General features: G+C 43.6%; 10 protein-coding genes. 7 read left to right on the forward strand and 3 right to left on the reverse strand.

Translation table 11 applies throughout. From position 1 onward, the window contains the following. The first annotated feature begins 131 nt into the window (after positions 1-131). Complete coding sequence (locus tag AC1DO4_RS14885; protein ID WP_477417118.1) at positions 132-2,318, forward strand: TonB-dependent receptor; 2,187 nt, start codon at positions 132-134, stop codon at positions 2,316-2,318. A gap of 351 nt (positions 2,319-2,669) precedes the next feature. On the opposite strand, the gene AC1DO4_RS14890 is transcribed toward AC1DO4_RS14885, so the two are convergent. Together AC1DO4_RS14890 and AC1DO4_RS14895 are read right to left on the reverse strand one after the other, a co-directional pair. Then, positions 2,670-3,062, reverse strand: a complete 393-nt coding sequence (locus AC1DO4_RS14890) for a DoxX family membrane protein (protein WP_477417120.1) — start codon at positions 3,060-3,062, stop codon at positions 2,670-2,672. Positions 3,063-3,178: 116 nt separating this feature from the next. Continuing rightward, the gene (locus AC1DO4_RS14895; RefSeq protein ID WP_477417122.1) at positions 3,179-4,093 is read right to left on the reverse strand and encodes a hypothetical protein; all 915 of its coding nucleotides are present in this window, start codon (positions 4,091-4,093) and stop codon (positions 3,179-3,181) included. Between the two features lie 217 nt (positions 4,094-4,310). Between AC1DO4_RS14895 and msrA the strand changes: the two genes are divergently transcribed. The 4 genes from msrA (at position 4,311) to AC1DO4_RS14915 (ending at position 7,462) form a co-directional block, all read left to right on the forward strand. Continuing rightward, positions 4,311-4,886: a peptide-methionine (S)-S-oxide reductase MsrA gene (gene msrA, locus AC1DO4_RS14900; RefSeq protein ID WP_477417124.1), complete on the forward strand. Its 576-nt coding sequence runs from the start codon at positions 4,311-4,313 to the stop codon at positions 4,884-4,886. A 209-nt stretch (positions 4,887-5,095) separates the two neighbouring features. Then, positions 5,096-5,902, forward strand: coding sequence for a 5'-nucleotidase, lipoprotein e(P4) family (locus tag AC1DO4_RS14905; RefSeq protein ID WP_477417126.1), 807 nt, complete (start codon positions 5,096-5,098; stop codon positions 5,900-5,902). A gap of 72 nt (positions 5,903-5,974) precedes the next feature. After that, positions 5,975-6,079: a DUF2256 domain-containing protein gene (locus AC1DO4_RS14910; protein ID WP_477402267.1), complete on the forward strand. Its 105-nt coding sequence runs from the start codon at positions 5,975-5,977 to the stop codon at positions 6,077-6,079. Between the two features lie 69 nt (positions 6,080-6,148). Continuing rightward, positions 6,149-7,462 carry a DASH family cryptochrome gene (locus AC1DO4_RS14915; RefSeq protein ID WP_477417128.1) on the forward strand — a complete coding sequence of 438 codons (1,314 nt, stop codon included), beginning with the start codon at positions 6,149-6,151 and terminating at the stop codon, positions 7,460-7,462. A 114-nt stretch (positions 7,463-7,576) separates the two neighbouring features. Here the strand turns inward: AC1DO4_RS14915 and AC1DO4_RS14920 are convergent, their stop codons facing one another. After that, a complete protein-coding gene (locus AC1DO4_RS14920) occupies positions 7,577-8,902 on the reverse strand; it encodes an IS4 family transposase (RefSeq protein WP_477417130.1) in 1,326 nt (441 codons plus the stop codon). 873 nt (positions 8,903-9,775) lie between these two features. On the opposite strand from AC1DO4_RS14920, the gene AC1DO4_RS14925 reads away from it, so the two are divergent. Further along, positions 9,776-12,604 (forward strand): 2-oxoglutarate dehydrogenase E1 component, encoded by a 2,829-nt coding sequence (locus AC1DO4_RS14925; RefSeq protein ID WP_477417132.1) that lies wholly within the window; start codon positions 9,776-9,778, stop codon positions 12,602-12,604. Positions 12,605-12,730: 126 nt separating this feature from the next. Continuing rightward, positions 12,731-14,317: a 2-oxoglutarate dehydrogenase complex dihydrolipoyllysine-residue succinyltransferase gene (gene odhB / locus AC1DO4_RS14930; protein WP_477417134.1), complete on the forward strand. Its 1,587-nt coding sequence runs from the start codon at positions 12,731-12,733 to the stop codon at positions 14,315-14,317. Positions 14,318-14,593 lie beyond the last annotated feature (276 nt).

Genomic DNA, 14,593 nt, shown 5'->3' on the forward strand with positions numbered 1-14,593 from the left:
TAAGCCTCACCCTGCCCTCTCCAAAGGAGAGGGTTCAAAAAAAATAAAATTTTAAATGCCATGCAGGTAAAAGTCCTCTCCTTTGGAGAGGATTTAGGTGAGGCCAAACAGTTATACAAATTCCCATATTCATGAAAAAAATCATAGTGCTTTTTACGGCATTTTTATATACCGCTATGGCGTATGCCCAGGATACGCTTAAGGCAATTATTAAAGACGCGAAAACTAACGAAACCCTGATTGGTGCAACAGCCATAATACAGGGAATTAATAAAGGGGCTACTACCGATGCTGCCGGTTTAATTACCTTAACAAATATACCCGCAGGCAAGCAGGTTATCCGGTTTAGTTATATAGGTTACGAAACCCGGCTGGATACCTTAACTTTTCCGGTTCAGCAATCATCTCCCATGATAATTTTGCTCCAGGCTAAAGGCAAGGGAGATGGCGAGGAGCTGGGCGAAGTTACCGTATCATCAACCCGCAGCAGCCGTACCATTGCCAATATTCCTACCCGGGTGGAGGTTATTTCGGGCGAGGAACTGGACGAAAAAGCCAACATGAAACCAGGCGATATCCGCATGCTGCTTGCCGAAAGCACAGGCATCCAAACACAGCAAACATCGGCAACCAGTAATAATTCCAGTATCCGTATCCAGGGACTCGATGGTAAGTACACACAAATTATAAGGGATGGGTTCCCGCTGTACTCCGGCTTTTCGGGTGGCCTGGGCTTGCTGCAAATAGCCCCGCTCGATCTGAAACAGGTTGAAGTGATCAAAGGCTCGTCCTCTACGCTGTATGGCGGCGGCGCTATTGCAGGCCTGGTTAACCTGGTATCCAAAACACCAATCGATCAAAGACAACTCAACTTCCTGTTAAACGGTACTTCGGCATTGGGTTTGGATGCCAGCGGTTTTTATGCACAGAAGTTTAAAAAAGTGGGTGCAACTATATTTGCTGCCTATAATCATGGTACTGCTTATGACCCTGCCAATATCGATTTAACCGCCATCCCAAAGTATAACCGGTTTACGTTTAACCCCAAATTGTTTTTTTACCTGGATGATAAAACCACCCTGATAACAGGCATCAACAGCACGGTAGAGAACCGCATTGGCGGCGACCTGCATTATATTGAGGGCGACGGCAACGCGCAGCACAGTTATTATGAAAAAAATAAAACAGGCAGGTACAGCACACAGGCGGAGCTGGACCGCACTTTGAATGAACGGGAAAAGCTGGTATTTAAAAACAGTGTAAGTTATTTCGACAGGGCTATCAACCTGCCCGATTACCGCTTTTCAGGGATTCAGTTTTCAACGTATAGTGAAGCAACTTACTCCCGCACAAACGACAGATCTGACTGGGTTGCAGGGTTAAACTATTTATCAGAAAACTTTGCCGAGGATAAAAACAGCACCTTCCCGCTCAGGAGCTACAACTACAGCACCATTGGCGGCTTTGTACAAAACACCTGGAATGCCACACAAAAACTGACTGTTGAAAGCGGCTTACGCGGCGATTATCATAACCGGTACGGCTTTTTTTTCCTGCCCCGCTTATCTGCTTTGCTGAAGATCAATTCGCATTTTTCAACCCGTTTGGGTGGTGGCCTTGGTTATAAAGCGCCTACCGTATTTACCGAGGACGCCGAACGCATCCAGTTTAGAAATGTATTGCCCGTTGACGTTAAAAACACCACCGCCGAACGATCATATGGCGCCAATTATGACCTGAATTACCGTACAGGTTTATTTGATGATAAGGTGAGTTTTAGCATTAATCAATTGTTTTTTTATACGCGGATAGAGAAGCCCATCCTGCTTGCATCGCTGCCGGATGGTAACCTCCAATACCAGCAACCCCGCGGCGACCTGAACACCAAAGGATTGGAAACCAATGTGAAGCTAACCTATGCCGATTTTAAACTGTTTATAGGTTATACGCTGGCAGATGTAACGCAGCATACCGGCAACAACATTGCAGTATATCCCTTAGTATCTAAACACAGGCTGAACAACGTACTGGTTTATGAAATAGAGAATAAGTTAAAGATAGGATTGGAAGCCTACTATTTTAGTCCGCAACGCTTAAATGACGGCACCACAGGCAGGGCTTACTGGACAACCGGGTTGATGGCCGAAAAGATCTGGGAGCGGTTTTCCCTGTTCATTAATTTTGAGAACCTGACCGATACCCGGCAAACAAAGTTCGACGCCATTTATACCGGCAGCCTAACCAACCCGGTGTTTAAAGATATATATGCCCCTTTGGACGGCTTTGTTGTGAACGGGGGGATAAAGATTAAGCTGTAAACAGGCCCGCTCACTTCTGAGAGAGCATGATGTATATCGCATGGCGGCGACGACTCACCCCGACGATCCGTTAGCTAACGGACGTCACCCCTCTCTCCGACTGCGTCGCATAGAGGGGGCTAAAAAAAATAAAAAATGAGTTCAACCCTCTTTCCGGCGAAGCCGAAGAGAGGGTCGGCCAGCGCAGCGTAGCCGGGGTGAGTCGTAGCCAGCGTTCAAAGCCGATGTTTATTGAACCGGAATCCATCATTAAACATAACAGTTGTGTTTTACCAGATGCGATAAATATCAAAATTGATTGTTAAAAACGCCCCTGATGAGCGCATCGGGGCGTTTCTACTTAAAATGTATTTACACAGTTGGCACCGCTGTAAAAATACTTTTATAGTATTTAAAGTAAGCTATGCCCAAAAACAGGTTTAAAATAACTACGGTTAAACCAATTGGGACGCCTGCAGGAGCCAGCATAGTATGAAAAAGGAAAATATTTAACGAAATAGGAAAAAGGGCAAGCACAAACAAAGCAGTGTAACGGTTGATGAGCAAACCGATGCCTGAAGTAATTTCGATAACTTTCATGTATTGGAAAAAATAACCGGAATTAAACAGACCGCCACTAAAGGCCTGTGCTTTCTCTGACATGGCAGGCTGCGCCATTGGGATAAAATGAAAAAAGAAATTAAAACCAAATACTACAAAGATGAGGCCCAGCAATATGCGGGCAATTAATACTGCAATTTTCATAATGTTGAGGTTAAATGTAAGTTTAAACACTAAGTTTAGTAATTTAATTGACATAATCAAATACTGTACCGTCTAAATTTACCCACAAATAATGCTATACCTCAAAATTAGGATGATTAACTTTTGAAATCATATCTTTGAATCTCAAACAAGTTAAGAGGAAATTCCTTTTTCCAATCAATAAATTTTAAGGGCTTTATTCTTTTAGGAAACCAAATTTTAAAAGGTTTTCTATTTTTAAATTCAATCACTCTTACTGCATCAAAAAGTACGTTGTTAATTATTTTGTAAATCACTTGTTCTTCATAGTCTTTTCCAGCCAACCGAATACTTACATTATAACGCGCTACAGTTTTCTTATTGGTGGACTCGAATAAAGGCAAGGGTACATCGAGAGCACCCTTCGGGCTGACATACCGAACTTCTCCAAACTGAAGCGTAGCCGAATCGATGCACATAGTACTCATATAAAATACTTTTTTTATAGTGATAATTTTACAGCCAATTAGCTGATCATAATTAGAAATATGACCCAATATATTATATATCGGTTTGGAGCTATTATTTATTAAAGATGCGAACAAAGAATTAGAAGAGGAGCTTACGAATGTTATAATTGGAATACTATCACTTCCGTTAATCGCATCACGTAGAGAATTAGCAGCTATCTTTAAATCTGCCGCTGATTGCCGCTGACTTATAGTTATAAGATTTGACTGCTTGATTGAATTTTTGTTTAATGTGGCCCTTAGACTGTCACTGCTCCTTCTTAACACAGCCAATGAATCATTCAAAGCCTTTTTATCAGCATGCGAGTCATAAGTTGATACAAAAATATTACTGATAGATAAAAGTGTTAAAATAATGATTATATATTTTATAACTCTCGCTTCTCTCTGTAGGACTTTGGTTTTTGCTCGAAAATCCTTATTTAAACTGATAATTGATATCAAAGCAGCAAAAATCGCAGTAATGATTTGCCCTAATGCAATAGCGTCAAAAAAAAGGTGTTTGTCAATCCAATTAAGCATAAGGCAGTTAAGCTATCAAATATAACTAATATCAACAGTGCGTTTTCCACGATTCTCCAAAATTATTTTAAAGGATAGATTATCCCGGTTGGGGATTGAAATGTAATCCTTACATAGGGATGAAACTATATAGCCGGCAAATAGGTAGAAATGGAGTAAATTTACACTCAATATAAATAAAATATTAGTTATCAACTATACTGAAAAGGTTGTTAAGATGGAACAAAACAATAGTAAAAAAGTGCTCCCACGTATTCAAAAAATAACTTTCGGCAACGGTTGCTTTTGGTGCACCGAAGCCATTTTTCAATCACTTAAAGGCGTACTGTCAGTAACATCGGGTTACATGGGCGGCCATGTGGATAACCCAACCTACAAACAGGTTTGCACCGGCACAACCGGCCATGCCGAGGTAATAGCGCTGGAGTATGATGCCGATGTACTATCGCTGGATGAACTTTTGCTGGTTTTCTTTAAAACCCATAACCCAACAACGCTTAACCGCCAGGGTAATGATGTGGGCACACAATACCGGTCGGCTATATTTTATACTACCGATGAACAAAAAGCCGCTGCAGAAGCCATGATTAAAACCCTTACAAACGAAAAGGTTTTTGATAGCCCTATTGTTACCGAAATTACCCCGGCAAGCAAGTTTTACAAAGCCGAAGCATATCACCAAAATTATTTTAACGATAATCCCGGCCAGTCGTATTGCGCCTTTGTTATCCAGCCAAAACTCAATAAATTTGCCAAAGAGTTTACGGATAAAATTAAGCCGGAGCTGCTGTAAAATCAATTGCAGTAATTAACCCCGGGTCATATACGCTTTTTTATCCCATCGTCATTGCGAGGTACGAAGCAATCCCAAACTATACAGATCGGATTTGCCAAGCTACTCTGTAAATCGGGGATTGCTTCGTACCTCGCAATGACGATCTGTTTTTAACACAATCTGTTTTTAAACTTCTTATCGCATCGGCAAATACACCATCACCCTACATGAAAAAAAGCTACATACTCCCAATACTGCTGCTGCTACTCACAGCCTGCGCATCCACAAAAAAAGCTGCTACCGGTAATGCTCTTTCCATCACCAACGGCGGTAAAGCATGGGCATCCATCTGGCAGCAAAGGGCAGCGGAGTACAAGGCTTTGTGTTTCCAGGCCTATAATATAGCCAGGCTGCGGGTTGATGAAGGTGTAAAAAATCCAGGCAGCAAACCGTTGGCCATTGTAACCGATATTGACGAAACTTTGCTGGACAACAGTCCTTATGATGTCGCCAGGGCATTACAGAACCTGGATTACAGCGATGCAACCTGGAAAGGGTGGACGGATAAAGCCATTGCCGATACCGTACCCGGCGCGCCTGCGTTTTTTAAATACGCGGCATCAAAAGGCATAACCATATTTTACATCACCAACCGTAACGAGAGCGAGCGGACAACAACCTTAAAAAATTTGCAATTGTATGGTTTACCCAATGCCGACGATGCGCACCTGCAATTAAAAACAACAACATCAAGCAAAGAGGCCCGCCGGTTAAATGTGTTAAAAACGCATAACATACTGCTGCTTTGCGGCGATAACCTGCCCGATTTTGATATGTTGTATGATAACCACCCACCCGAAGAAAGCCGGGTGGCAACAACGCAAAAGCTGCAGCAGGAATTTGGCAGCCGGTATATTGTAATCCCTAACCCATCATACGGCGATTTTGAGGGAGCACTGTTTCACTTTAATTATAAGCTCACAAACGCTCAAAAGGATTCTGTCATCAAAGCTAATATCAAGACGGATAAGTAGGTTTTAATCAGATATCCGGCATTTTGTGCGGCGGATTTCGGATTAATGGTACAGATAGCTTATATTTAGTTTTTGTATGCAAAAAGGTGCTCCATAGCATGTTCCGTTTGCAAAAAGCCCCTCAATTGGCGCAAAAAACCGGGAAAATGTTGGAAAGATGTCAAATATTGCTGCTAAATGTGCAGAAACGGCAAATAAATTGCAAATTTGTAACCTGCATAAATACAGTTAACTCCCTGTTTAACGATGAGTGATAGAACGATACTGGTTTGGTTTAGAAATGACTTGCGCATAAACGATAACGAAATTTTGTTAGAAGCCGTACGCAAGGCAGATAAAGTACTGCCGGTTTATTGTTTTGATCCCTATTATTTTCAGCAAACAGCATCGGGTAATTTTAAAACAGGTAGCTTCAGGGCTCGTTTCCTGTTAGAGGCCGTTGCCGATTTGCGGAAAAATTTGCAGGGTTATGGTGCCGAACTCATCATCAGGATAGGGAACCCTGCCGAAATAATCCCCCAATTGGCTGCCCAATACCAGGTGAATGAGGTTTATCATCACCGCGAGGTGGCTTATGAAGAAACCGAAATATCAGAGCAGGTAGAGACAGCGCTTTGGAAAATGAGACTCAACCTGAAGCATTTTATAGGCCATACCCTATACCATAAGGAGGATCTGCCTTTCCCTATAAAAGATATTCCCGATAGTTTTGCCGTATTTAAAAAGAAGGTGGAACGCGATAGCAATGTACGCCCGTGTGTACCAACGCCCGAACATATTTACACACCCGAAATTACAGATGCAGGAGAGCTGCCAACCTTGCAGCAATTAGGATTGACAGAACCTGTGAATGATCCACGGGCTACCAACTGTTTCCAGGGGGGCGAAACGGCCGCGCTGCTGCAACTACATAAATATTTTTCAAAAACCGACCTTGCGGTTAAATCAAAAGGCCGTAGTGGTAACATCAATAATTCGTCAAAATTATCGCCGTGGATAGCAATTGGCTGTATCTCGCTAAGGCAGGTATATTGGGAAATATTTAAACATAGTCAGGAGGGAAGCACGCCGGGTGTTATGCTCAAACTGGAATTGCTTTGGCGCGATTATTTCAGGTTCATGTTTAAAAAGCATGGGCAAAAATTTATACAGGCCAAAAAAGCTGGTGAAGAGGCAGTGGTATCGGCCGCGGGTGAAGAAGGCTTTTTAAAATGGACAGCGGGCAAAACCGGTGTTCCGTTTATTGATGCCTGCATGCATGAGCTGAATGCCACCGGCTACATTTGCAACCAGTGCAGGCAAATTGCGGCAAGCTACCTGGTAAACGACCTTAAAGCCGACTGGACAAAAGGCGCCACTTATTTTGAAGAAAAACTAATAGACTATTCGCCCGCCAGTAACTGGGGTAACTGGGCCTTTATAGCCGGCGTAAACGATGCCAAAGAAAGCAAATACGCCATAGCCGCTATGCCCCCAAAAGAACTGGAAAACAAAAGCGATTTTGTGAACACCTGGCAATCATCACTTAAAGATGAGGCGGGTGATTTGGTGGAGGCATAAGTTTAGTAAATCCTCCTACATAAATCCTCTTAGAGGCTGTCTAAATTTGATTTATTAATGTTTTTGTACTTCTAATGAAGCACATATCCACGCGTCATTGCCATAGCCGTTAACCTAAGGATTAAAGATTCGATTAACAATAGCAAAAGCTGGTACTTTGGATTTTTTAGGTTCGATGAGTAGGCCTTTTATGATTGGGCAGATACATATTTCGCACCAGTCTTTGAAGCTCAAACGGCCAGCGATCACGCTTCTTAACGAGTGTTTATAATGTTGTATTTGTTTAAAGAACTTCCAAACAGAGCAGGCATATCCAGCGCTGTTTTTTTGTATAAAAGCATCGATACTATAGAATATCTTCCAGTTGAGTAATATCCAGATGAATTTGATCAGCAGCTGGCACTCCAGTCTTTCTTTTTTTACGGCTTTAACCCGGTGAATACTCAGCAACGACTTCCATGTTTTGAACACCAGTTCAATCTGCCACCTTAAGCGATATAGTTGAATAATATCATCTGCACCCAATATTTCTTGTTTAACATTGGTTATAAATATACTGAACCGGCAACGCTCCTTATAGTCATCAGAAACTTCCCAGCCGCGCCCTTTTGCCTGTAGCTGGGCTTTACGTATGCGCTCGGCCCATACCGTTTCAGATACGGGTACTGTGATCAGGCGACAGCAAAAGGCATCGTTACCTTTACCTATGGCTACCATCGTTTCAAAGCGATTCTGCTTGTTGTTTTGCATCTCCCGGTAGCGGGCAGACCAGTCAATCGCTTTACCGCTACTGCATTGAACAGGTTTCCATAAGGAAGGCATCCGGTTCAGGAAAAAGGCCCCTTCCCCGATCACTTTCGACAGGTAGCTCATTGTGATATATCCCATGTCCCGGATGTGAAGCTCGTTCTTACCGATCCTGTTCAGCGTCTTTTTGGAATGACTTTGGTCATTTTCGGTTGCCTTGGTCAATTCAAGGTTCTCCCAGTCACCATGCTTCAGATCAAATGTATACTGTATATTCATCAGCGATAGCTTATTACGGCCGCCAAAGCCAGGATAATCGGCTATATATCTTTCAGGAAGAATAAATTTACTGGAATCGGTAACCAGAACTCGGGAGAAAGCTTGCCAGTGATGCTCCTGCTCAATATTTAATTTAGCAGACATCTGATCTGCTAAAACCAGTTTAAGAAAATCCAGGCTCCTGTCGTTGAACCGTTTATGCAGGGCTACCTTACTCAAAGACTTCCGATGCTGTTGAGCCAGGTCGTTACAACAATCCTGTAAGCTTAGCTGACTGTGATCGCACTCGCTAAACATAAGGGTGTCGATAAATTCTTCAGGTTTAAGTTTGGATTTCCGGCGGATGAAACCGCTTTCACGAGCCAGTTGGTCCAGTTTTAAAGGATCAAGAGCAGCACTTATACTGTTCTGCAAAGTTGACCACCTACCGGCAATAAATTGATCCTGATTGAAAATAAAAGCAGCTTTTCTCCTACAAAACAGCTGCTTTTTTAAAAAAAATCGGTATATTTATACAAGAAAAAGGCGGTAAAATGTCTCGAAAACAACCGCCTTTTTCATCAAAAATAAATTATACAAATATGGGAAAATCTAAGTGGTTTTGCCCAACGGCGAAGCCCCATCGTGACTACATCTCAAAAAAAACTTTTCAAAATTTCCTTAGGTTAACGGCTATGGCGTCATTGCGAGTGGTAAAATTCCGCGAAACTCTGAAGGGGGAATGACGTATATAGCATGGCGCCGAATCGACTCACCCCGACGAGGCTACGCCCGTCTGCCCCTCTCTCCGACTGTGTCGCATAGAGGGGCGGAGAAATATAAAAAAAAGAGCTTCACCCTCTTTGCGGCGTAAGCCGGAGAGAGGGTCGGCCAGCGCAGCGTAGCCGGGGTGAGTCGGTGCCAGCGTTCAAGCGAATGTTTGTGTAAAAACAAATACGTCATAGGTAGGCACGAAGCAATCCCCGCCTTACAGCTACCGTGTGTACACATTTTAGATTCTATCGATACTTAAAAACGATTGTCATTTTCTTTTATTAAAAAGATGTGTACACACGGTAGGCCTGACAGAGAAACTTTGCAAATCCGATCTGTATAGTTTGGGATTGCTTCGTGCCTCGCAATGACGGTTCGGTTTATTTATTTTAGCTTCTTTGCGCCTAAGCGTCTTCGCGCGAAACCTTCTTAAATACACCTCCGCACCATTTCTTCCCAAATTTCTTTACAATTAATTGTGAAGTATATAAGCCTATATGCTTACTTTTGTACCGTTTTAAAGATCATTTTCACATGGATCGTCTAAATTATATTAATAGCGGCAACGCAGACTACATCAATTCCTTATACGAAGCATACAAACAGGACCCCGAATCGGTAGATTATGGATGGCAAAAGTTTTTCGAAGGTTTTGAATTTAACCTAAATACCAACGCGACCGGCACGGTTGCAACATCGGCAGCCCCTGCAATTGGTGATGAAACGCACGATCACTTTTTAAAAGAGATCAATGTGTTAAACATGATCCATGGATACCGTTCACGCGGGCACCTGTTTGCCAAAACCAACCCTGTGCGCGAGCGCCGCCACTATTACCCTGGTAAAGAACTGGAAACATTTGGCCTGAACGAGGGCGACCTGGATACGGTTTTTAACGCCGGTGTTGAAGTTGGCCTGGGTGCAGCCAAACTGCGCGACATCCGCCAGCTGCTGGAAGATACCTATTGCCAGGCCATTGGTGCCGAGTACAGGTATATTCGTAATCCTATCAAGATTAAATGGTTTGAGGACAGGATGGAGAAGCATCGCAATACGCCTTCATTCACCAACGACGAGAAAAAGCTGATGCTGAATAAGCTGAACGAGGCTGTAACTTTCGAGAATTTTTTAGGTACCAAGTTCCTGGGTCAAAAACGTTTCTCGCTCGAAGGAGCAGAGGCGCTGATCCCGTCACTGGATTCGGTTATTAAAAAAGGCGCCGACCTGGGTATCGAGGAGTTTATCATTGGTATGGCTCACCGCGGTCGTTTAAACGTGCTTACCAACATCATGGAGAAAACCTATAAAGAGGTGTTCTCTGAGTTTGAAGGTAAAAACTTTGATTCTGAATCACCTTTTGGCGGCGATGTTAAATACCACTTAGGTTTTTCTACCGATGTAATTACATCAAACGGTAAAAAAGTACACTTAAGCTTGTGCCCTAACCCATCGCACTTAGAGGCGGTTGACCCGGTTGTTGAAGGGATTACCCGTTCAAAGATCGACTTTAAATACAATGGCGATCATTCCAAGATAGCCCCTATATTGATCCATGGCGATGCCTCAGTTGCAGGCCAGGGTATTGTTTACGAAGTTTTACAAATGGAAAAACTTGATGGCTACCGCACCGGCGGCACCATTCACCTGGTTATTAATAACCAGATAGGTTTTACCACCAACTATAAAGATGCCCGTTCAAGTACTTATTGTACCGATGTGGCTAAAACTGTACTATCTCCCGTATTTCACGTAAATGGCGATGATGTGGAGGCTTTGGCCTATGTAGTTAACCTGGCCATGGAGTACAGGCAGGTATTTAACGAGGATGTGTTTATTGATATCCTTTGTTACCGCCGTTATGGCCATAACGAGGCTGATGAACCAAAATTCACCCAGCCATTATTATACAAGGCTATTGAAGCGCATCCCAACCCGTTGAAAATTTACAACCAGAAATTGATAGCCGAAGGCAGCATTGATGCCGAACTGCTTAAATCAATGGAGAAAACTTTCAGAGACGAGCTGCAGCAAAAGCTGGATGAATCAAAAGCCGAAGATAAGTTTACCGATACCATTGCCATGTTTGAAGGCGCCTGGAGCGGTTTACACCTGGCCAGTCACAAAGAATTTGTTCGCACGGTTGAAACATCGGTACCGGAAGAAGAATTATTGGAAATAGGTAACAAAATAACCACCTTACCGCCAAACAAAGAGTTTTTTAAAAAGATAGAAAAACTGTTTGAAGACCGTAACGCCATGGTTAACAAAACCCGGGTATTTGACTGGGCTATGGGCGAATTGCTGGCCTACGGTACTTTGCTAAAAGATGGTTACCCCATCAGGTTAAGCGGCGAGGACGTAAAACGCGGAACATTTTCGCACCGCCACGCGGTATTAACATTGGCCGAATCTGAAGATGAGTATACGCCGCTTGCTACTATAGAAACAGAAGCAAAGCTGAGCATTTATAACTCCCTGCTATCCGAGTATGGTGTTTTAGGTTTTGAATATGGCTATGCCCTGGCAAACCCCAATGCGCTTACCATATGGGAAGCCCAGTTTGGCGATTTCTTTAATGGCGCGCAAATCATTGTTGACCAATATATTGCCAGTGCCGAAACCAAATGGCAGCGTGGTAATGGTTTGGTAATGTTATTGCCGCATGGTTATGAAGGTCAGGGTCCGGAGCATTCATCAGCGCGCGTAGAGCGCTTTATGGAACTTTGCGCCGATGATAATATCCAGGTTGCAAACTGTACTACACCTGCAAACTTCTTCCATATTTTAAGGAGGCAGATGCACCGCGATTTCCGTAAGCCACTCATCATATTTACGCCAAAGAGCTTGTTGCGCAGCCCTAAATGCGTATCGCCGATTGAGGATTTTACCAGTGGTAAATTCCATGAGCTATTTGATGATACTTACGCTGATGCTAAAAAGGTAAAACGGGTATTACTATGTACCGGTAAGGTTTATTACGATTTGTTGGAGAAACAACAGACCGATAAACGCAATGATGTAGCCATTGTACGCGTTGAGCAATTATACCCAACACCGGTTACCCAGATCCTGAAGATTAAGGCGAAATATGATAAAGCAACCGAGTTTATCTGGGTACAGGAAGAGCCGGAGAATATGGGTGCATGGCCATATATTTGCCGCAAGTTCCATAACGATAAGGTGATTAACCTGAATGTGATCTCGCGTAATGAAGGCAGTAGTACGGCAACAGGTTTTGCCAAGCAACATGCCGCGCAACAGCTGTACATTGTTTCAAAAGCATTTGAAGCGCCTGCGGGCAAAGTGGTAAAGCAAGCAATAAAAAAAACAGCCAAAAAAATGGCTGATGCGGGAGCGGATTGATAATTTCGGTTGCGGGTTGCGGGTATCGTGTTACGGGTAAGAAAAGCCCGGCACCCGAACCTCGTAACCCGCAACGCGAACCTAAAACCCGCACCAATAAAATATATAAATCTACAATACTAAAATATGAGTTTAGCGATCAAAGTACCTACCGTAGGTGAATCAATAACAGAAGTAACCCTATCAAGCTGGATTAAAAAAGATGGCGATCACGTGGAAATGGATGAGGTTATTGCCGAATTGGAATCGGACAAGGCTACTTTTGAACTTACTGCCGAGCGTGCAGGTACTTTACAAACAGTTGCCAAAGAAGGCGATACTTTAGCTATTGGCGCACTGGTTGCCAATATTGAAGAAGGAGCCGGTACTGCTGCTCCGGCAGCACAGCCGCAGCCTGAAGTTGTAGCCAATGCTCCTGCACCGGCCCCTGTGGCCGAAGCAGCGCCTGCCGCTACTCCTGCACCCGCAACGGGTGCCGGTTCTTTAGAAATTAAAGTTCCAACTGTTGGTGAGTCTATTACAGAAGTAACCTTATCGCGCTGGATAAAAAAAGACGGTGATGCCGTTGAAATGGACGAAGCCATTGCCGAATTGGAATCAGACAAAGCAACTTTTGAATTAACTGCCGAAAAAGCCGGGATATTAAAAACTATAGCCAAAGAAGGCGATGTACTACCCATTGGCGCAGTAGTTTGTACCATTGAAGGTGCAGCCGCTGCAAAACCCGCTGCTGTGCATGTTACACCAGAAGTGGTTAATGCTACGGATGAATCGCCGCGTGGCGGTGGCGCCGGTACTTCTGGTGGTAAAACTTATGCATCAGGTACACCTTCACCCGCTGCTGCAAAAATATTGGCCGAAAAAGGCGTTGATCCAAATGGTGTTAACGGTACCGGTGTTGATGGCCGCATCACCAAAGGCGACGCGCTTGGCGCGCAGGCTGCACCTGCCCAGCCAGCTGCTAAACCGGCTGTTGCTCCGGCTCCTGCCGCCGCACCTGTTGTAGCCGGCGAGAGAAGCGAAAAACGCGAGAAAATGACCTCGCTGCGCAAAACTGTTGCCAAACGCCTGGTTGCTGTTAAAAATGAAACAGCCATGCTTACCACCTTTAACGAAGTGGATATGCAACCCATCATGGAACTGCGTGGCAAATACAAAGATAAATTTAAAGAGAAACATGGCGTAGGCCTGGGCTTCATGTCCTTCTTCACCAAGGCGGTTACCGAAGCTTTGAAAGACTGGCCTGCTGTTGGTGCCCGTATTGAGGGCGAAGAGGTTGTTTACAGCAACTTTGCCGATATCTCGATAGCTGTATCGGCCCCTAAAGGTTTGGTGGTTCCGGTGATCCGTAACGCAGATAGCATGAGCCTTGCCGAAATTGAAAAGGCAATTGTTGTATTAGCAGGCAAAGCCCGCGAAAACAAACTAACTATACCAGAAATGACAGGCGGTACTTTCACCATCACCAACGGTGGTGTGTTTGGTTCCATGATGTCTACCCCGATATTAAACTCGCCTCAGTCTGCTATATTAGGTATGCACAATATTATTGAGCGCCCGGTTGCCGTAAACGGGCAGGTGGTTATCCGCCCGATGATGTACCTGGCCCTGTCATATGATCACCGCATCATTGATGGCCGCGAATCGGTAAGCTTCCTGGTACGTGTAAAACAATTACTGGAAGATCCTGCAAGATTGTTATTGGGGGTATAAATTACTCCGTTATAGATATTAAAAAAGCCTGGTGAAAACCCAGTCATGGTCGGAAGATTATTCTTCCGACTTTTTTGTTTTTATAGGTTTTGCATTTTGAAATTAACTATCTGATTACCAATTATTTAATTGTTTTTATCATGTTAATTTTGTATCTTATTGGCTGATAATCAATAAGATATGGCCATATTTAAAGACCACAACATCAGCGTAAAACAGCTGTTAGGGTTCGTTCCCGAGGCACTCATAGCAAATTTGTCTCTCACTACCAAGATC

It is taken from the genome of Mucilaginibacter sp. P5_A6 (assembly GCF_056400585.1).